This is a genomic window from Streptomyces sp. GESEQ-35, assembly GCF_017948485.1.
Classification (GTDB): domain Bacteria; phylum Actinomycetota; class Actinomycetes; order Streptomycetales; family Streptomycetaceae; genus Streptomyces.
Window position 1 is genome coordinate 241,685 of the sequence record NZ_JAFFSX010000001.1, and the last position, 18,652, is coordinate 260,336.

Consider the following 18,652-nt stretch of genomic DNA (forward strand, 5'->3'; position numbering starts at 1 on the left):
TGCAGGTCGACGGGTGAAGGGGCTTCGATGTGAGGCACCAGAACCAACGGCCGCCCGCCGCGCGGCCGCTGGACGTGGGCGGCAGCACCGGGCGGCCCACTGCGGCTGCGCATCAAGCGTGATCGTGGGTACGGCCGTCAGAGATCGACTGGCGATGCATCGTCGCCAATCCTCAGGTGTACCCGCGTCAGCAGGCGCTCCTCCAGAACGGACGCGTAGATGGCGGCTCGGGTGTCAGCGGGGTGGTTCGGCGGCCAGATCCCGCGGCGGAAGACGCAGCGGTGACCGCGGAAGAGCACCACGGTCGTGGCGGCGACAACCACGTCGTCGCCCGTGGTGTCGGGTACGACGTCGCAGGTGAGCGACTCGAGTACGCTGCCCCGTCGTTCGCACAGATCTTGCACGGCCCGTAGGGCGGACCGCAGGAACACGTCCGAGTATTCCTGCGGTCCGCCCCAAGCGGCGGTGTCGTCAGTCATCGCAGTTGTGCATCGCGCTGTCCGTCGGGGCCAGGACGACCTCACCGCCGCCGGCGGGCAGGACGAGATGGATGCCGTTGACCTTGAGGCCGGAGTCGGCGCCGGTCGAGGGCAGTTGTTCGTTCACGATGAGCCGGCCACCTCCGCCGAGCGGGATCTCGGAATTCGGATCACCCGACACGGTAACCGGAACCCCCGCGATTCTCAGGGTGAGTGTGGTCCTGCCCGTGGCCTTGGCGCACTCGCTGCTGGAGGTCGCGGTGAGCCCTGACACCTCGATGAGCGGCACGCCGGGCAGCCCGATGCGTGCCTGCGCCACGGCCGAGCACGGGGTGTCGGTCGTGGTCGCGTCCGCCGTGCGGATGGTTCCGGTGTCGGGCCATGACTGCTGGTGGGGTCCCGTTCTCAACTGTCGCGTGTTGTCGCTGCTGCTGAGCCCGGCAGTGACTTTCCGTTGCCTCCAGAGGCGTCTCGGCTCCGTTTCCCGCCGGTCTGGAGACCTTCTCGCCGTTGCGGTTGAGAGTCGCACTGACCGAGCACAGGTCGACGGAGGTGAGCGGACGGGCGCGCCGCCGAGCACGAACAGGCCCGGAGGAGGCGTTGCCGGCGACCGTGTCCACGATGTCGATGTCCCAGGCGGCGATCCGGCTGTCCACGATCTCCAGTGCGGTGACGACGTGCGCGGTGGCGGCGGCCACGTCGGCGGGTGCGATCACCGGGGCGGTCAGGTCGTGCGCCAGCACGAAGGCGATCTCGGCCTCGATCTTGGGTGGCAGGGTGGGTGCGATGTCGAAGGGTACGCAGGCCGGGCACGCCATGGTGTCGAGCAGGACGCCGAAGTCGGGCTGATCGACGCCCAGTTGCTTATGCACGACCAGGTTGGTGAGCCCGGCCCTGCGTCCCACGATCCTGGCCCCTGCCGCCACCACCTCTCAGCTCACCTCGAAGGTCGTGCCGATGCCCATGCCCGTGATCCACTGGGGGACCGGCTCGTAGCTCGTCCACGCGAACGGCCTGTCCACGGCGGCCTGTCCGATGAGCCAGGTGCGTATCTCGTGCCCGCCGCTCCCTGCTTGCTCTTCGAGGCCTTCGTCCCCCAGAGCGGTGATCGGCGTGAGGTCCGCGGCGGCCAGCTGCTTGAGGAACCAGCGGTCCCAGGCGGAGTTGACGTGCGCGTGCGGATCGCCGCCCATGGCCCGGACCCGGGGTTCGCGCGCCGCGGCGAAGGCCTGGAGATTCGCACGCCCGTGGATGACCGCCTCCCGCCGCTCGCCGGCCACCGCGGGGTCGCGCGGATCGTTGGGCGGAAGCCAGTGGGAAAGGCCTCCGCTGGCTACGACGAGGACGCGCCCGGGGAAGTCGGCGCCGCGGAGGGCCTCGCCGAGGGCTCTGCCGAGCTGCACGCAGCGCGGCATGCTCGGCAGCGGCGGGGCGGCCGTGTTGACGATCAGCGGTACGAGCGGGACCGGACGCCCGCCGCAGACCATGTCATAGCCCTGCGTCACTCCGTGGTCGACGGTGAGCGAGTAGGACAGCGACAGGTCGAATCCGGCCCCCGCGAGCGCGTCGCGCACCGACCAGGCCAGCTGTGCGGCGACCGGCAGTGGCCCGGACCGGCTGCCGAAGTCGCCGAATCCCACGGCCTGTTCGACGCCGAGGACGAACGGCGGCATCTGGTCGTAGAAGTTCGCGTGAAAGTGGTCGGGGCCGATGACGACGACGGCGTCGGGAGCCAGCCGGGCCACTGCCTCGGCCACTCGGGCGGCGTCGGCGAGGAACCTGCCGCCGGGCTCCGAGGGCCCGCGCGGCGGCGTCATGGTGGCGAACGGCGAGTGCGAGATGCCGACCAGGCCGATGATCTCGCTCATACGGGATCCTTGCCGAGGACGAGGAAATCGCGGTGGGCGCGCAGGAACTCGCCCGGCTTCTCCCACTGCGGCCAGTGGCCCGCGTCCGTGATCACGTGCAGGCGGGCGTCGGGCAGCCAGCGCAGCAGCAGTTCGGCCTCGTCGAGCCCGCCGGTGGGATCGTGATCGGTCCACAGCAGCAGCGTCGGCGCGGTGACCTTGCCGACCCAGGCCGGGCGCCAGGCGAAGTCCTTGCGTATCTCGGGGTCCTGGAGGACGAGCGTGTTGGTGATCGCCTGAAGGAACCCGGGACGGCTGTAGACCGCGCGACGGAGGTTCACCAGCTCGTCGGTCACCATCTCCTTGTGGTGGAACAGGAACTCCACCCGGCGGCGTACCGTCTCGTCGCTCGGATCCCGGACGGCGGCCAGCGTGCTCTCTCGCATCCGGACCATCACCTCCGGCTTGTCGGTGATGTTGCCGGGCGTGTTGAGAACGAGCCGTTCGACGCGGTCCGGGTGGTGCGCCGCGGTCCAGGCGGTCACCCAGCCGCCGAGCGACTCGCCGGACAGGTGCGCCGAGTTGATGCCCAGGGCGTCCATCAGCCCGAGCAGGTGGGCGGACAGGACGTCGATGGTGTACGGCTTGTCCGGCAGGTCGGACCAGCCGTGGCCGACCATGTCGTAGGCCGTGACGCGGAAGTCCGCGGCCAGTCCCGCGATGTCGCGGGCGTACGCCTCCAGGTGTCCGCCGGTGCCGTGCAGCAGGATCAGGTCGGGGCCCGACCCGGCCCGCAGCACCCGGGTGCGCACGCCGCCCACGTCGACGTGCCGGAGTTCGTGGTCGACGTCGGCCAACTCGCCCCAGAGGCTTATGTGTTCGGGCAGCGCGCTCATCGTGAGTCCTCTCCGAAACGGGCCCGCGCCTCGGCGACGGTGGCCAGGCCCGCGCTCTGCCGCCGTCCGACGCCCAGCAGGCCGAGCAGCCGGGAGTTCTCGATGGTCAGGAACTCGACCGGCGCGGTGGCTGAGGCGTTGTAGTGGCGGTGCCACGTCCACGGTGGGGTGTAGATGAAGTCGCCGACCGACCAGGACTCGGTCTCGTCCTCGACCTCGCTGTACCCCTCGCCGCTGATGACAAAGTGCACCGTCTCGTGGTGGTGCCGCTGCATGTCCGAGCTCAGCCCCGGCGGGATGGTCTGCCGGAAGATCTCGAAGGTGGTGGTCGGCAGCTTGCCGGCGATCGAGAGCGTGGTGGGGTTGTGCACCTGGTCGGCCGGCAGCGTCTCGAGCTGCGCCGCGTGCACGACGACCGGGCGGGCGGCGCCGGGCCGCACGGTATCGGAGATCGCGCCGAGGAAGTCGGCCAGCGCGAATCCGTCTCCTGACTGGGCCATCAGATCGTTTCCGTCCTTCCGCCGTCGACCGTGAGCACGGTCCCGTTGATGTAGCTCGCGGCCGCCGAGGCGAGGAAGGCCACGGCCGCCCCGATCTCCTCGGGCCGGCCGGCCCGGCCGGCCGGGATGCCCGCGGCGTCGGCCGCGTCGAGGTCCTCGAACGCGACCGCGGTAGTTCGAACGCGAGCGTCCAGGATCTCCCGGCGGCGCTCGGTCGCCGTGGCGCCGGGCGCCACGCAGTTGACCGTGACCCCTTCGGCCGCGAACTCCCGGGAGAGCAGCTTGGCGGCCGCGGTGACCGCGGACCGCAGGACCACGGACGTCGCGAGGTCGGGCTGGGGCTGGCGCACCGCCGCGGAGGTCACGAGGACGACCCGGCCGAAGCCCCGCGCGGCCATGCCCGGCAGGGCGAGCCGCGCCAGGCGCAGCGGGCCGAGCAGCAGCAGCTCGAAGGCCTGCTGCCAGCGTTCGTCCTCGACATCGAGGATGCGGCCGGGCGGGGGTCCGCCGGCGTTGAGCACGAGGACGTCGAGCGCGCCGTAGCAGTTCTCCACCTCGTCGAAGGCCGCCACGGCGGACTTCGGCTCCGACACGTCGTTGACCAGCGCGTGAACGATGCCGCCGGTGTCCCTGCCGAGCCGCGACGCCGCGGACCCCAGCGGCTCGGCACGCCGCCCGGTGATGACGACGCGGTGGCCCGACCGCAGGAGCTGTTCGGCGACGGCGTACCCGATTCCGGCGCTGCCCCCGCCGACGAGGGCGTTGCGAGCGTTGATGGCAGCCTCCTGGTTTTTACGGCACCGCTGGTTCCGTACGCCGGGGTTCGCGGGCGCTGAGAGCCTGTGTCACATCCCCAGCCGGATCAGCGCACATCGTCTGGTGCGTGCGATCGCAAGGCGCCGGAGCGCCCTCGTGGCGGAGCCACGTGGGCGTTTCGCCAACGCGGCGAGCGTGCGTGCCAGGCGGCGGGCGCCCGGCTGGGGATGTGACACAGGCTCTGAGGTTCCCGGACCGGGTCACCGGTCGCGACGGGTCTATCGTGGCCCGCATGAACCCGGGAACCAACGTTGAGTCCCACTGAGCGGGACGGTGGCGCTCAGGCTGCGGGCGGCCTCGATCGCGCCGCGGCGATCCTCGGCGCCTTCGACGCGACGCACCGCGACCTGACCCTCGCCGCCCTCGTCGCCCGCAGCGGTCTGCCGCGCTCCACCGCCCACCGCACCGCCGACCGGATGATCCGGCTCGGCTGGCTCGACAAGCCGAAGGACCGGTACCGGATCGGCAACCGCCTGTTCGAGATCGCGAGCCTGGCCCCGATCCGGCTCCAGCTGCGCGAGGCGGTGCTGCCCTTCCTCCAGGACCTGCACAGCGCGACCAAGGTCACCGTGCAGCTCGGGGTGCTCGACGGCGCGCAGATCCTGGTCGTCGAGAAGATCACCGGCCATCGGCCGATGCCGATGCTTTCCCAGGTCGGCGGGATCATCCCGGCGCACTGCTCGGCGCTGGGCCGCGCGATTCTCGCCTACAGCGACCCCGCGACCATCGACGCGGTGCTGGCTGCCGGCCTCGAACGCAGGACGCCGCGCACGCTGACCGATCCGGTGGCCATCCTGCGCGAGCTGACCGCGATCCCGCCGCGCGGCTGGGCGGTCGAACGCGAGGAGGGCAACATCGGGGTCAGCTGCGTGGCCGCCCCGGTGTTCGGCCCGCTCGGCGAGGTCGCGGCCGCACTGTCCGTCACCGGCCCCTCCGGCCTGATCCGGGCGCAGGCGATCGGCCCCGCCGTACGCTTGGCCGCCGCGGCGGCGTCCCGGGCCTACTGCTCGCGCCGGTGACCGTCGCCGACTGTCATCGACCGCCGCAGACCAGACCGAAGTCCCGCTGAGTGGGACTTCTGATTGCCGATCGGGCCGCGCGGCCCGCACGCTGTGAGCGCTGATACACCGACGGCTGGCCGGTGCGGCGACCTCAAGGAGACGACGATGACTCTAGGCGGCGGCTACATGCTGCCCTCGCGCGAGGGACAGGCGATCGCGGCGATCGGGCTCGGCATCACGACGAAGGCCGACGGCACGTCGACCCGTGACGCGTACTCGCTGTTCGAGTACACGATCCCCCCTGAGACCGACGGGCCTCCCCCGCACCTGCACACCCGCGAGGACGAGTCCTTCATCTGCCTGGCCGGGCGCCTCGACGTCCACCTCGGCGGCGAGGACTTCGTCCTCGAACACGGCGACTACCTGTACCTGCCGCGGGACGTGGTGCATGCCTTCCGCAACCCGTACAAGGAGGAGTCGCGGGTGATCTCCGTGGTCTCGCCCGCCGGGCTGGAGCGCTACTACCAGGCGCTGGCGGACATGCCGCCAGGACCCAAGGACATCTCGCTGATGAAGAAGATCATGGAGGACTTCGGCATCGAGCTGCAGCTGCCGCCCGAGGTCGCCCAACCATGAGGATCGCGATCATAGGAGCCGGCTTCGCCGGTCTCGCCACCGCGAAGGTGCTGACCCAGGCCGGTCACGAGGTGCGGGTGTTCGACAAGTCCCCGGACGTCGGCGGTGTGTGGAGCCGGACCCGGCGTTACCCGGGCGTGACGACGCAGAGCCCGAAGGCGCAGTATTCGCTCTCCGATTTCCCCATGCCCAAGAGCTACCCGGAATGGCCCAGCGGCGCCCAGGTGCAGGCATACCTCGCCGCGTACGTCGCCGAGTTCGGCCTCGAATCCGCCCTGCGCCTGAACACCGAGGTGATGGCAGCGCGCCCGGCCGGCGACAGCCGCTGGACGGTCGAGACCCGTGGTGCCGGAGGAGCGGAGTCCGTCGAGACATTCGACCGGCTCGTCGTCGCGAACGGAGTGTTCTGCGAACCCCTGGTACCGGCGTATCCAGGCCTCGAGGAGTTCACCGCGGCGGGCGGGCGGCTGCGCGCGGCCACGGAGTTCCATGACGCGGAGGAGGCTCGCGACCAGCACGTCCTCGTCGTCGGGTACGGCAAATCGGCCTGCGATGTCGCGGCGGCGATCAGCGGCGTCGCCGCCGGCACCGATGTGATCGCCCGTCAGCTGCTGTGGAAGGTACCGCGCAAGATCGGCGGGTTCCTCAACTTCAAGCTGCTGCTGCTCACGCGGCTGGGCGAAGGGCTCTTCCGCTACCTGCGACTGCGCGGTCTCGAGAAGTTCCTGCACGGCCCGGGCGACGGCCTGCGCCGACGGATGATCAACTCCATCGGCTCGGTCTCGGTACGGCAGTTCGGCCTCGCGAAGCTCGGCCTGGTTCCGTCCGGGCACATGGAGGACATCGTCCGCGGAGCCATCGGGCTGGCGAGCGAGGGCTTCTTCGAGGGCGTCGCGGACGGAAGCATCATCGTCCACCGCGACCGGACCATCACGCGGCTTCTCGCCGGGCACGATGGCCCCGCGGCCGAGCTGAGCGACGGCAGCACGCACCGCGCCGACCTGGTGCTCTGCGCCACCGGCTTCACCCAGGGCGTGCCGTTTCTGCCGGAGGAGACCCGGCAACGACTGCTCGACGAGCGCGGGAACTTCATGCTCTACCGGCAGATTCTGCCCCTGGGCGTTCCCGGGCTCTACTTCAACGGCTACAACTCCTCGTTCTTCAGCCCGCTCAACGCCGAGATGGCGGCCCTCTGGATCGCGGCCGACCTCGCGAAGGCAGTGGCGCTGCCCGACCCCGAGGCCATGCGTCGGGCTGTCGTCGAGCAGCTGGCGTTCATGGACGAGGCGACGGACACGCATCACTGCCGCGGCACCAAGATCATCCCGTTCTCGATGCACAACGTCGACGAAGTACTCGGCGACCTCGATCTCAACATCGGCGCCACGGTCCGGGCCTCGCACTGGCTGGGCGCGGTCAATCCCGCGGCCTATCGGCGGATGACCCCGCTGCTGCTGCGGCGGTTGGCACCGAGCGAGCCGCGACCTGAGCCCGGATCCACCGGCCTGATGCCTGCGGACAGCGTCTCCGGAAACAAAGAAGTGCCCTTCGACCTGCGTTGACGGGGTTTCTTCAGGACCACGTCAAGCATCATCGGCAAGGCGCTGCTGGAGCCGGTGATCCGGCCGGCAGAGCGGCGCGGTCTGCCGGCGCCGACAGCACCGACGACATGGACCGGTAGGGGCACGGCGCGATGACCGCCTGTTCTGCGGGGCGCAGGTCCCGCCCACGCGGGGTCAATTCCTGCGCTCCCGGCGAACGAACGATGGGAGAAGGGCGCGATGCGCCAGTCCGACGAATGGGCGGCAACCCGAAGCTGACGACCGAACACGAAAGGCCGAGGGCAGAGCGAAAGTCAGGTAGCGATGTGGGGAGTGCCAGTCATGCTGGTGCTCTCGGGGATCGCGGCGATCACGTCGATTTCCAGTGCTGCGTCCAGGGCCAGGTCGGTGACGCCGACCGCGGTGCGGCTTGGCAATGGGCCACCAAACCATATCCGGTATGCCTCATTGAGACCTGTACAGCCTAAATCCGGCTCTTCACAATCCAGGGTGTAGTCGTGGCCTGAAGCTGCCGGTTTCCAGCAGGGATCTGGCGATGTAGTTGGTGAGGTTGCGGAATCCGAGGGCGGAGCCGCGGAGGTGTTCGAGCCGTCCGTTGATGGCCTCGGTCGGTCCGTTGGACGTGCCCGGGCGTTCGAAGTAGGCCAGCACGTCGGTGGCTCGCTTCTTCAGTGTCCGGCCGAGCGTGATGATCTCGCTCAACGCGCTTGCCCTCCGATCGGGTTCGCGGTAGGCGGCGATCATCCGCTGGTAGACCCCCCACGTGGCTTCGACCTCAACGTGAGCGTCGCTCGCAAACAGCGCGGCCAGTCGGTCCTTCTGCCTGTCGGTGAGCAGGTCAGCGCCGGTGTGGAGGGTTCGCCGTGCGGTATAGAGCGGGTCGCTCCTGCGTCCGCGGTGCCCGTGGATGGCCAGTTGGACAGGTCGGCGGCATCGGTCGAGTGCGTCGCCGGCCAGACGCACGACGTGGAATGGGTCCATGACCGCGACCGCGTCGGGTAGTTCCTCGCTGGCGGCGGTCTTGAACCCGGTGAAACCGTCCATCGCGACGACCTCGACGCGGTTGCGCCAGGACTCGTCGCGTTCGGCGAGCCAGGCCTTGAAAGCCTGCTTGGAGCGGCCTTCAGCCATGCCGAGCAGCCGGGAGGGCAGGTGCCGTCACGGTTGCCGGTCAGGTCAATGATCACGGTGAGGTACTTGTCGCCACGTCTGGTGTGGCGCCAGACGTGCTCGTCGACGCCGATCGCGGTGACGTCGTCGAACCGACCGGTGTCGTCGATGAGGACACGCTTGCCCTCGGCCAGGACGGCGTCGTTGGCGGTGTTCCAGGCGACCCCGAGCCCTTCGGCGACACGGGCGACGGTGAGGTGCTGGCAGACGATGGCTTCAAGCGCCCACCGCAGCCCGCGGCGCGAGAGCTTCGCCCGCGACTCAGCCGCCTTGGTGGTGTCTTGCCGCCACACGTGCCCGCAGTCGATGCAGCGGTAGCGTCGGATCGTGACGTGAAGGATCGTGGGCCGCGAGCCCAGTGGCTCGTGCGCCAGCCGCCGGTCACGGTGTCACGCGGTGTGCCTTGGCAACCGCAGCGGCGGCACCACTGATCGGACTCGACGACCCGGCACGCGAGAACCCGCATGGTCCGGGGCGAGTCGCTGACCGGTGACTTCGAGCCCGAGCTCGTCAAGGCGGCAGAACGTATTCATGTCAGCGCGGGCGAAGCCGGCCTCAGGGGTAGCGTCGTGCAACGTCGAGGTCTTCCGGATGGGCTTGGTGTAGGAACCCCCTTCCTCGGGAGACCTCGGCGCCTACCCGGCCACCGACGCGGGGTGAGCTGCCACCGCCGGTGTGACACAAGTTCCTGATGATCTGAAGTCAACCAGATGAGGGTGAATCGTTCTGCTTCGGTCCCGGTCACGCGAAGGCGATCGGGGCCGGAACTTCAACGGTGGCTTCGGTCGTGGCTTGTGGGCCGTTCAGCTCTGGGGCATTCAGGGGCCGATGTCGTCCAGCTCGGTCAAGTCCTCATGAGAGAGGGAGAGTCCCGCGCCGGCGATGTTCTCGCGCAGGTGCGCTGTCGATGACGTGCCGGCGATGAGCAGGATGTTCGGTGATCGCTGCAGCAGCCAGGCCAGTGCGACGGATATCTGTGTCGCCTCCAGTCGAGCGGCGACCGCCGAGAGCGCCGAGGACTGAAGCGGGGTAAAGCCCCCGAGGGGGAAGAAGGGCACGTACGCGACGCCGTCGGTGGCGAGCCGGTCGATGAGCTTGTCGTCGTGGCGGTGGGCGAGGTTGTACATGTTCTGCACGCACACGATCGGCGCGATGCTCTGTGCCTCGGTGACCTGCTCCTCGGTGGCGTTGCTGATCCCGAGGCGGCGGATCAGGCCCTGCTGCTGGAGTTCGACGAGCGTCTCGAACGCCTCGGCGAGCGAGCCGGGCTGGGGACCTTCGGCGTTGCCGAGTCGGAGGTTGACCAGGTCGAGTACGTCGAGCCGGAGGGACTTGAGGTTGTCGTGGACCTGGCGGCGCAGATCTTCGGGTCGCCGGGCCGTGGGCCAGCCGCCCTGTTCGTCGCGGGTCGCGCCCACCTTGGTCACGATGTGCAGCGACTCGGGATAGGGGTGCAGTGCCTCGCGGATCAACTCGTTGGTGACGCGCGGCCCGTAGGCGTCGCTGGTGTCGACGTGTGTGATACCGAGGTCGACCGCTTCACGCAGCACGGCCAGGGCACCCTCGCGATCGGCGGGCGGCCCCATGACCCACGGGCCGGCCAGTTGCATGGCGCCGTAGCCGAACCGGGTGACGGTCAGGTCACCCAGAGTCCAGGTGCCGCCGGGAAGAGAGAGGGAGGGTGTGCTCATCTTGTTGCCTTTCGTCGTGCACTTGGGGGGTGGCGCCTGCTGCCTCCCTGCATCAGCATTGGAGAGAAACTTCCTGTCGGGAAGTAGGCACTTGGGAGTGCGTAACCCACCCATCGGTGAGAGGTGCGATCAGTGACGACGATGAAGGCGGCCCAGAAGAGGGCTCAGGCCAAGGTGGAGTACAACGCGTTCCTGGCAGGGTGCCCCAGCCGGCAACTGCTCGACCGAATCTCGGACAAGTGGGTCGTCCTGATCCTGTGTGCGCTGGGCGGCGACAACAGCCCTGGCCAGCCCGGTGCAGCACACGCAGACGCTCCGAAGGTGATGCGTTACTCCGAGATCTCTCGTCTTCTGGCCGGGGTCAGCCAGAAGATGCTGACCCAGACGCTACGGTCGCTGGAGCACGATGGTCTGCTCACCCGTACCGTGACGCCAACCGTCCCTGTCACCGTCTCCTACGAGCTGACCGACCTCGGCCTCTCGCTCCACCACATGACGCGCGGGCTCAGAAACTGGGCGCAGACGCACATGGCCGAGGTCCTCGCAAACCGTGAGAACTACGACGCTCGCACCTCCTGACGCCTCACATCCAACCGTCCAACAGCTCTACATTCTCGGCCCTACACCCTCAACTGCGAAGAGCCCTAAATCCGTCCTGGTCAGCGGTGCCGGCGTGGGTGGTCGGTGGCGTACTTGTGCTGGTCGAGGGCGGGAGGCTGGAGTGCAGATCTTCTGGCACGTACCGGATGGGGGTTCTTGGCTTCGGCCGTGAGGTGTTCGGCGGGACTCCTACGGTTCCCTGAGGGTGTCTGGCCGTTGGGGAGGAGAAGGCGTGTCGTCGCTGGCGAAGATCAAGGGCACCCTTCAACTCGACACTGCCACGCGAGGGGGTACCGGGATCAGGGTCCGGTTATGGAGGGCAGCAGGTAGTCGCGAATGAACGCCGTTGAGTTGATCTCCTTGTTGTTGCTGGTGTTGCTCGTGTTCTCGCTGGTCACGAGCACGATGTCCGCGCTGGGGATTACGTAGATGAACTGCCCGCCGTAGCCCCAGGCAAAGTACATCGAGCGTCCGGAGATGGTGTGCATCCACCAACCCTCGGAATAGGCGATTGTGTCGTCGACCTGTGTGGTCCGGGCTTGCGCCGCCCGCACCGCTCTTTGTGGCACGAGCGACTGACCGTCCCACTTGCCGTCGTGCAGGTAGAGCAGGCCGAACTTGGCCATTTCCCGTGGCGTCAGGTAGAGGTTGTACCCGCCGGAGAAGATGCCTCGCGGGTCACGGCCCCAATGCTCGGCCGTGATGCCCATCGGTTGGAACAGGTGCTGGTGGGCGAACTGGCAGGTGCTCATGTGCGTGGCCTTCTGCAATACGGCCGAGACGATGTGCGTATTGCCGCTGCTGTAGTTGTACGTCGCGCCAGGGACGGACACGAGCGAACGGCCGAGAATCGTCTGGACCCAGTTCGACGCCTCCTCGACCTGGCCTTCGGTCGAATCCTCCGTCCAGTCGAGACCGGACGTCATGGTCAGCATGTGTCGGATGGTGATCTTTTTCTTATCCGGCGACACATTCCCGAAGTACTCCGGCAGATAGTCGGCCACCGGGTCGTCCAGGCTTCCGATGTCGCCCTTGGCGATGGCGATGTGGACCAGCGCCTGCAGAATGCTCTTCGACGCCGAGTGGACGTTGTTGCTCCGTTGTACGCCACTACCGTGGTAGTACTGCTCGGCCACGAGACGGTCGTGTCGGATGACCAGCGCGCTGAACAATGATGCGTTGTTCCCGAGCTTGGTCAGCCCCGTACGCAACAGGGTGGAATCCATCCCCTGCTCCTCCGGCGGGGTCGACGACCATTCCGCACCGTCGTCCCGGGGATCCGTGTACGTCGGGTTGTTCTCATAGAACGTCCGGCCGTTCCCTGCGATCCGGTCGCAATCGACGGTCGCCGTCGTGGCCGGCGCCGTTGCTGTCGACCTCGACGAAGCCGCTCCGGCGCACCCGGCCAACGCCAGGAGCGACAGCATCGGCACTACCCAAGTGATCCGCCGCGCGGTCGACCGGCCCGCCCGAACGCAGGCACCGGCGGCGACGGTGTGGGAGCGAACCTGCCACAATCCCGGCTTTCGAAATCTCATGACCGACTTCATTTTCCTTAGCGCAGAACGACAGCGCCAACCTAGCCGTTTCGCTTGGATACGGCGGCTGTTGAGGCGGAAACGCGCGGTCGCCTGCGCACAGGAGGCGACCCGCTGAGCGGGCCCAGCCGCAATGACTGTCGCGGCGAGGTGATCATCCCGCCAGCTGCCCGGGCACCGCCCGGCGTCAACCGAGGGCCGGTCAGCGTCCCCGGCCCTCGGGGAACTGCCCGAGGTGAACCGCACGGTGGACGACCACCCCCAGGCCCCGGACGTCCTCCGTGAAGGCATCGACGCGTATCCGGCGTCCGCTGTGCAGCCGGATCTCACACGTAGAGCCCATGCCACGGGCGTCGGCCAGCGGCCGGCCGTCACCGCCGGTGGTGCTCAGCTGCGCGACATCCTCCCAGGGGATCACGGTGGCGGTGCCCGCCACCCGGTGGGTGAACCCCCGCTCATGGATGTCGAAGCACTGCTCCCGGGTACGGAACGCCTGCACCAGGCGCCAGATCCCCAGGCCCCACCCCGTCAGGCCGACCCCGAGCAGTAGCCCCGCCAGCCCCGGGGCCCCTCGGCGGTGCCCACCGATGCGATCGCCACCGGCACCCCGAAGGCGGTGCCCGTCGCCCCGACCATCAGCCAGATGCCCGCCTGCCGCAGGCGCCGCGCGCCATCGGTACGGTGCTCTCGCACGAACCTTCCCAACTGCCTGGCCGCTTCCGTGCGCCTCATCGGGCCCCCTCCCGGGTCGTGGACATTTCAAACTATGCCCCCGTCGCGCGGCACGCCAGGATGACGGTGGCGCCGTGTTCGGCGAGCAGCTTGGCCGTCTGGAAGCCCAGCTCTGTGTTCGCGCCGGTGATCACGGCCGTGCGTCCTCGTTGGTCGGGTATGTCGGCAGACGTCCAGCGCTGCCTCGTGCTCAAAGGGTCATCTGAAGGCTCTCCGCCCTCGGGGATCGGCATCGAGACGGCCATCCCTGTTCTTGGGAGTACGCGGGGCGGCCGTTCAGGTTGTCGGCGGCGAGACCGAAGTCGCAGCTGTCGGCGTGTGGAGGTCAGCCGCCGATTCGCTCGCCGAGGAAGCTCGTGATCGTGCCCATGACCTTCTGCGTCGACCAGGGGATGCCCGCCTTGGGGTCGCCGACGAAGGACATGTCCCCGTGATCGGCGCCCTTGACCACGTACCTCGTCGCGTCGACGTCCTTGGCCTTGAGGGCGTCGGCGAGGATGAGCGACTGGCTGGGGGAAATGACGTGATCGTTGTCGCCCTGGAGCAGGATGAACGGCGCGGTCCTGGAGTTGATGTACGTCGCCGGATTCGCGGCCGCGTTGGCCGCCGCGTCGTCGGTGACGGTCTTCTTGGAGCCCGGCCCGAAGACGTAGGCGTTGACGAAGCTGCCCGGGGCGTTGTACGTCTTCTGCGTCGCCGCGTCGAAGTCGTCGGCGATCTTCGACAGGTCTCCTGCCCCGAACTCATAGACGACGGCCTGCACTTCACTGCTCTGGCCGAGGTTGTCACCGATGTCGAACTGCTTGTCGCCGTTGGTGGTGCCCGCCATGGCTGCGAGGTATCCGCCCGCGGACTGACCCCACACGGCCACCTTGGTGCCGTCGATGCCGTACTGATCCGCGTGCGCGCGCAGATACCGGATGGCCGACTTCACGTCCGCCACCCCGTCCTTGTAGGTCGCACCGTTGGCGATCGTGCGGTACTCGATGCTCGCCACCGCGTAGCCCTGGTCGGCGACATAGGTGCGCTGCCCGGGGTTGGCCGCCTTGTCGTCCGCGACGAAGCCGCCGCCGGTGATGTACACGACCAGTGGCTTCGCCCCGGAGCCCTTCGGCACCTGGAGGTCCAGCTTGAGGTCGGTCTTCTTCCCGGCCGTGGTCGGCGAGGAGTAGACGATGTCTTTGTGGCTCGAAAGGTCGGCCTGCCCGCACTTGATCTGCGGCCCCGTCGGATCGATGACCGTGCTTGTGCTGGTGTCCGTGGCCTTCACCGTCTTGGATACCGAGAACGCCGCCCCCTTGGGCGTTTCACCACCTCCGCCGGCCCCAGGCTCTGTGGTCGACGGGGACTTCTGGGGGCAGGCGCCGAGCGTCGGCGAGGGGGCGGGCGAGGCGGCGCTGGAACCGGTGCTGCTCGAACCCGAGGAGCAGGCCGTGAGGACCAGTCCCAGGGCAACGGCTCCGGCGGCGGCCGCGGCGAGTCGGCTGCGTGTGGCCATGGCTATCTCTTTCCGGGTGCTCGAAGAAGCGGACGGAGGTATCGGGGTAATTTGAAGCCTAACACTAAGTGGAGGATCTTTCTCCACTTAGTGTTTTGGTGGTGATCGCTCACTCTTCGGCGACATGGTCGACACCGTCGACCGCTACCTCGCCGAGGCACTGGCCGAGGAGGATGCCTGACTGGGACTGACGCGCTGTGTGGAGCGGGTCTGCGAAGTCCAGTCCTTCGACCGCTGCCTGTGTGAGGTCATGCGGGGGGCATGATCCGCACCGACACAGGTCCCTCCGACTTCCCGGTCCTGCAGTTGATGACCGCCGCGGTCAGCGAGTTTGACGCGGGATCCGACACCTGGCGCCACTACCTCGCCAGGAGTCCTCGCTAGGCACCGGCACACGTCGCCTTCCCGTCGGGCAAGTAGCAGGAATCCTCCGGCGGTGCCGCCGTCGCAGACGCGATGGTCGAAAGTGATGGAGAGCTGCGTGATCTTGCCGACCTCGCGCATGCCGGATGGCCGCCGTCCGACTGGAGGCGCGTCATGCTCGACCGGCGCCGCAACACCGCCGTGGCCTGCGACGCCTGTCATAACCGCATCCAGGCGGCACAAGTGGCCAGATCGTTCACGTCGTGATCACGGGAGAGCCGGATGACCAGACGTTCTCCAGACCTGGACCTATGGATCCTTCGTGCTCAAACGAGCGGCGGGCGTTGAGCGGTCGGCATCGGAGTACGGTGGCGGTACCGAGCGCACCTCGCACGCCGTCATCCGTTTCGGCGTCGCCCTCGGGGAACGGCAATGCCGGAGCGTATCGCGTCCGGTCGGAAATGAGCCGCCCCACATGAGCCTGATGAGTCTCGGAGTACTCGCCTCCTGCCGCAAGGAGAACGAGTTCCGGCTGCCGCTGCACCCCCGCCACCTCGACCGGATCGCCCCGGACATACGGGAGCGGATCTTCCTCGAACAGGGCTACGGCCGACGGTTCGGCGTCGCCGACGACGCGCTGCGACCACTCGTGGCCGGCCTGCACTCCCGCGAGCGACTCCTCGCCGAGTGCGACATCCTGCTGCTGCCCAAACCGATGCACGACGACGTCGCCGAAATGCGCGAGGGCCAGGTGCTGTGGGGATGGCCGCACTGCGTACAGGACGAGAAGATGACTCAGCTCGGCATCGACCGACGGCTGACCCTCATCGCCTGGGAAGCCATGAACCACTGGACGTCCACGGGCGCCTTCAGCGTCCATGTGTTCCACAAGAACAATGAGCTCGCCGGCTACTGCTCGGTGCTGCACGCCCTACAGCTCGGCGGGCTGACCGGCAGCTACGGTCGGCGCCTGCGCGCGGCGGTCATCAGCTTCGGCGCCACGGCACGCGGAGCGGTCACGGGCCTGGGCGCCATGGGGGTCACCGACGTCACGGTGCTCACCCAACGCGCCGCCGCGGCGGTGGCCTCGCCGATGCCCTCGGTCGTGATGGCCCACTTCGAGGAACAGGAGGACGATCCGACGCGCCTGCGGGCCATCACCGCAGCCGGTTCCATGCCGTTGGCGGAGTACCTGGCCGGGTTCGACATCATCGTCAACTGCGTCCTTCAGGACACCGACGCGCCGCTCATGTTCGTCACCGACGAGGAACTCGCCCTGTTCCGGCCGGGCACCTTCTTCATCGACGTTTCCTGCGACGAAGGCATGGGCTTCGGGTGGGCCCGCCCGACCACCTTCGGTGAGCCCATGCCCGCGGTGGGGTCGGGCTGCCACTACTACGCGGTGGATCACAGCCCGTCGCATCTGTGGAACTCCGCCACCTGGGAAATCAGCGAGGCGCTGCTTCCCTACCTGCGCAAGGTCATGAACGGCCCCGCGGCATGGGACACCGACGTCACGGTCAGAAAGGCCATCGAGATCCGCGACGGCGTCGTCCAGAACCCGAAGATCCTCTCCTTCCAGCACAGGTCAGGTGCCTACCCTCACACTCCCGAGGTCCCGACGACTCCGCTGAGCTCAGCGGTCTAGTACGCCGGCGCGTTGAGTCCCCGGAAGTGTGCCATCACCCCGCTTGGTCTTGTTCGTAGCACGGCCTCGTCCACGACGAGGACGCCGGACCGCACGTAGGTGCCGAGCTTGTTGAGGCGCCCTCCGTTGCGCTGCGTTCAGAGTTGGGTCTGGCCGCCGTTGACCTCGTAGACGGAGCCGGTGACGAAGGCGGCATCGTCGGAGAGCAGGAAGCTCACCACGCTTGCGACCTCATCGACCTGGCCCACGCGGCCCATCGCGGTTTTCGCGGCGATGGAGGCGCGAACCTCCGGCGGGAGTGCCAGTGCCGATGGGGCGTCGATCGGACCGGGTGCGACGGCGTTGATGCGGATACCGCGCTTGGCGTATTCGACGGCGGCCGAGCGGGTGAGTCCGATGATGCCGTGTTTGGAGGCCGAGTATGCGGCCCGTCCGGCGTGGGCCATCACTCCGGCGGTGGAGGCCATGTTGAGGATGGTCCCACCGCCGGCGTCGAGCATGTGGGCGATCTCGGCTTTCATGCTGTGGAAGACGCCGGTCAGGTTGATGCCGATGACGTCGTTCCAGTCGTCGAGAGCGATGTCATGGACCTCGACCAGGCCGGGCGTGATGCCGGCGTTGTTGAAGGCGAGGTCGAGGGCGCCGTAGGTCGTGACGGTGAAAGCGACCAGCTTCTCGGTGTCGTCGAACGACATGACGTCTGCGGCGAACGCGGAAGCGAGGTGGCCAGCGGCGCGGAGTTCCGCGGCGACGCGTTCGGCGGACGCTGCGTCGCGGTCGGCGACGACGATGCGCGCGCCGTCCGCGGCGAGTCGTCTGGCGGCCGCTTCGCCGAGGCCCGATCCGGCGCCGGTGACGAGTCCGACCTTCCCGGTCTTGTCGTGCTTGTCGCGGGTGCCGGGGGTCATGTGACGGCCTCCTCGGTGGTGAGCTGGACGAGTGTGAAGATGGCGCCTGCAGGGTCGAGGAAGACCGCGATCGTGCCGATCTCGATCGGCGTGGGCGGCATGAGCTGGGTGCCGTCGTGTTCGGTGGCGACCGTCGCGGCGGCCTCGATGTCGTCTACGGCGAAGTAGACGTCCCAGTACGCGGGGGTCTCGGCCTGCATGGCCGGCGGCCGTGGCAGGAGCCCGGAGAAGGATCTGCCGTGCGTCTGCCACTCGCGGCGGCCGAGGGGACCCCTCGGCTCCGTGAGCTCCCATCCGAAGGTCCCACGGTAGAACGCCGCGGATGTGTCGACGTCGTCGGTGATCAGTTCGCCCCATGCGAGGGTGCCGTGAGCGGGTCGCTCGCGGTGCCGTGTGGTGGGCGCGCGGAGTGCGAACCGTGTTCCGTTGGGGTCGCTCACGACCGCAGTTTCGGCCGTGGCTCCTTTGGCCGGGGGCAGCACCGCGCCGTCGGCCTTGGAGACGGCGGTCAGCGCGGTGTCGAGGTCGTCGACGTCGAAGTGGATCAGCCATCCGGGAGTGACGTCGACGATGGCGGCTATGTCGGCAACCGGCGTGCCCGCGGCGGATGCGATCAGTTGACCGTCGGTCTCCGTCAGGGCCCAGCCCAGCACGGCCCTGTAGAAGGAAGCGACGGTGTGCGGGTCGGCCGAGCCGAGGCTTGCCCATCTGGGCCCGACCGTGGTCTGGGACGCATCGTCAGTCATGGTCATGCTCCGTTCAGTGTG

At 68.4% G+C, this 18,652-nt stretch carries 20 protein-coding genes and 2 pseudogenes; 6 read left to right on the forward strand and 16 right to left on the reverse strand.

Translation table 11 applies throughout. The annotated features are described in order from the left end of the window. Positions 1–137: 137 nt before the first annotated feature. A complete protein-coding gene (locus KCH87_RS01145; protein WP_210583334.1) occupies positions 138–479 on the reverse strand; it encodes a hypothetical protein in 342 nt (113 codons plus the stop codon). Beyond that, positions 472–1,059, reverse strand: coding sequence for a choice-of-anchor P family protein (locus tag KCH87_RS49985; RefSeq protein WP_308298715.1), 588 nt, complete (start codon positions 1,057–1,059; stop codon positions 472–474). Before KCH87_RS49985 ends, KCH87_RS01145 begins: the two co-directional genes overlap by 8 nt. Positions 1,060–1,100: 41 nt before the next feature. Between KCH87_RS49985 and KCH87_RS49990 the strand changes: the two genes are divergently transcribed. Beyond that, positions 1,101–1,328: a hypothetical protein gene (locus KCH87_RS49990; RefSeq protein WP_282612890.1), complete on the forward strand. Its 228-nt coding sequence runs from the start codon at positions 1,101–1,103 to the stop codon at positions 1,326–1,328. Between the two features lie 83 nt (positions 1,329–1,411). Here KCH87_RS49990 and KCH87_RS01155 read toward each other — a convergent pair whose 3' ends face one another. The 4 genes from KCH87_RS01155 to KCH87_RS01170 are packed head-to-tail and all read right to left on the reverse strand — an operon-like array spanning position 1,412 to position 4,498. Beyond that, the gene (locus tag KCH87_RS01155; RefSeq protein ID WP_210583338.1) at positions 1,412–2,347 is read right to left on the reverse strand and encodes a 2,3-dihydroxyphenylpropionate 1,2-dioxygenase; all 936 of its coding nucleotides are present in this window, start codon (positions 2,345–2,347) and stop codon (positions 1,412–1,414) included. Beyond that, a complete protein-coding gene (locus KCH87_RS01160) occupies positions 2,344–3,222 on the reverse strand; it encodes an alpha/beta fold hydrolase (RefSeq protein ID WP_210583340.1) in 879 nt (292 codons plus the stop codon). The genes KCH87_RS01155 and KCH87_RS01160 overlap by 4 nt, the downstream gene beginning before the upstream one ends. Next, positions 3,219–3,722 (reverse strand): cupin domain-containing protein, encoded by a 504-nt coding sequence (locus tag KCH87_RS01165; RefSeq protein WP_210583342.1) that lies wholly within the window; start codon positions 3,720–3,722, stop codon positions 3,219–3,221. The genes KCH87_RS01160 and KCH87_RS01165 overlap by 4 nt, the downstream gene beginning before the upstream one ends. After that, on the reverse strand, positions 3,722–4,498 hold the full coding sequence (locus KCH87_RS01170) for an SDR family oxidoreductase (protein ID WP_210583997.1): 777 nt from the start codon (positions 4,496–4,498) through the stop codon (positions 3,722–3,724). The genes KCH87_RS01165 and KCH87_RS01170 overlap by 1 nt, the downstream gene beginning before the upstream one ends. 291 nt (positions 4,499–4,789) lie before the next feature. Between KCH87_RS01170 and KCH87_RS01175 the strand changes: the two genes are divergently transcribed. The 3 genes from KCH87_RS01175 to KCH87_RS01185 all read left to right on the forward strand — a co-directional run bounded on the left by KCH87_RS01175 (position 4,790) and on the right by KCH87_RS01185 (position 7,737). Then, positions 4,790–5,557: an IclR family transcriptional regulator gene (locus tag KCH87_RS01175; protein ID WP_210583344.1), complete on the forward strand. Its 768-nt coding sequence runs from the start codon at positions 4,790–4,792 to the stop codon at positions 5,555–5,557. Between the two features lie 147 nt (positions 5,558–5,704). Beyond that, on the forward strand, positions 5,705–6,175 hold the full coding sequence (locus KCH87_RS01180; RefSeq protein WP_247195529.1) for a cupin domain-containing protein: 471 nt from the start codon (positions 5,705–5,707) through the stop codon (positions 6,173–6,175). Beyond that, positions 6,172–7,737, forward strand: coding sequence for an NAD(P)/FAD-dependent oxidoreductase (locus KCH87_RS01185; protein WP_210583346.1), 1,566 nt, complete (start codon positions 6,172–6,174; stop codon positions 7,735–7,737). Before KCH87_RS01180 ends, KCH87_RS01185 begins: the two co-directional genes overlap by 4 nt. Positions 7,738–8,214: 477 nt before the next feature. Here KCH87_RS01185 and KCH87_RS01190 read toward each other — a convergent pair. Both KCH87_RS01190 and KCH87_RS01195 read right to left on the reverse strand, forming a co-directional pair. Continuing rightward, positions 8,215–9,440 (reverse strand): annotated as a pseudogene (locus tag KCH87_RS01190) (ISL3 family transposase). A 285-nt stretch (positions 9,441–9,725) separates the two neighbouring features. After that, positions 9,726–10,598: an aldo/keto reductase family oxidoreductase gene (locus KCH87_RS01195; protein WP_210583348.1), complete on the reverse strand. Its 873-nt coding sequence runs from the start codon at positions 10,596–10,598 to the stop codon at positions 9,726–9,728. A gap of 141 nt (positions 10,599–10,739) precedes the next feature. Between KCH87_RS01195 and KCH87_RS01200 the strand changes: the two genes are divergently transcribed. After that, on the forward strand, positions 10,740–11,177 hold the full coding sequence (locus tag KCH87_RS01200) for a helix-turn-helix domain-containing protein (RefSeq protein ID WP_217506699.1): 438 nt from the start codon (positions 10,740–10,742) through the stop codon (positions 11,175–11,177). Positions 11,178–11,497: 320 nt separating this feature from the next. Here KCH87_RS01200 and KCH87_RS01205 read toward each other — a convergent pair whose 3' ends face one another. From KCH87_RS01205 to KCH87_RS50660, 6 genes and pseudogenes are all read right to left on the reverse strand, one after another. Beyond that, positions 11,498–12,625 carry a serine hydrolase gene (locus KCH87_RS01205; RefSeq protein ID WP_210583349.1) on the reverse strand — a complete coding sequence of 376 codons (1,128 nt, stop codon included), beginning with the start codon at positions 12,623–12,625 and terminating at the stop codon, positions 11,498–11,500. Positions 12,626–12,938: 313 nt separating this feature from the next. Next, positions 12,939–13,235: a hypothetical protein gene (locus KCH87_RS48715; protein ID WP_247195530.1), complete on the reverse strand. Its 297-nt coding sequence runs from the start codon at positions 13,233–13,235 to the stop codon at positions 12,939–12,941. Between the two features lie 29 nt (positions 13,236–13,264). After that, positions 13,265–13,429, reverse strand: coding sequence for a hypothetical protein (locus KCH87_RS48720; protein WP_247195531.1), 165 nt, complete (start codon positions 13,427–13,429; stop codon positions 13,265–13,267). 80 nt (positions 13,430–13,509) lie between these two features. Beyond that, a pseudogene (locus KCH87_RS01215) lies at positions 13,510–13,701 on the reverse strand (hypothetical protein); the annotation flags it as partial. Between the two features lie 92 nt (positions 13,702–13,793). Continuing rightward, a complete protein-coding gene (locus KCH87_RS01220) occupies positions 13,794–14,966 on the reverse strand; it encodes an alpha/beta hydrolase (RefSeq protein WP_210583351.1) in 1,173 nt (390 codons plus the stop codon). A gap of 144 nt (positions 14,967–15,110) precedes the next feature. After that, complete coding sequence (locus tag KCH87_RS50660) at positions 15,111–15,551, reverse strand: 2-oxo acid dehydrogenase subunit E2 (protein WP_374198932.1); 441 nt, start codon at positions 15,549–15,551, stop codon at positions 15,111–15,113. A gap of 253 nt (positions 15,552–15,804) precedes the next feature. On the opposite strand from KCH87_RS50660, the gene KCH87_RS01225 reads away from it, so the two are divergent. Continuing rightward, on the forward strand, positions 15,805–16,977 hold the full coding sequence (locus KCH87_RS01225) for a N(5)-(carboxyethyl)ornithine synthase (protein ID WP_210583353.1): 1,173 nt from the start codon (positions 15,805–15,807) through the stop codon (positions 16,975–16,977). Positions 16,978–17,114: 137 nt separating this feature from the next. Here the strand turns inward: KCH87_RS01225 and KCH87_RS01230 are convergent, their stop codons facing one another. Then, complete coding sequence (locus KCH87_RS01230; protein WP_210583355.1) at positions 17,115–17,885, reverse strand: SDR family NAD(P)-dependent oxidoreductase; 771 nt, start codon at positions 17,883–17,885, stop codon at positions 17,115–17,117. Next, positions 17,882–18,631: a VOC family protein gene (locus KCH87_RS01235; RefSeq protein WP_210583357.1), complete on the reverse strand. Its 750-nt coding sequence runs from the start codon at positions 18,629–18,631 to the stop codon at positions 17,882–17,884. Before KCH87_RS01235 ends, KCH87_RS01230 begins: the two co-directional genes overlap by 4 nt. Positions 18,632–18,652: the final 21 nt, after the last annotated feature.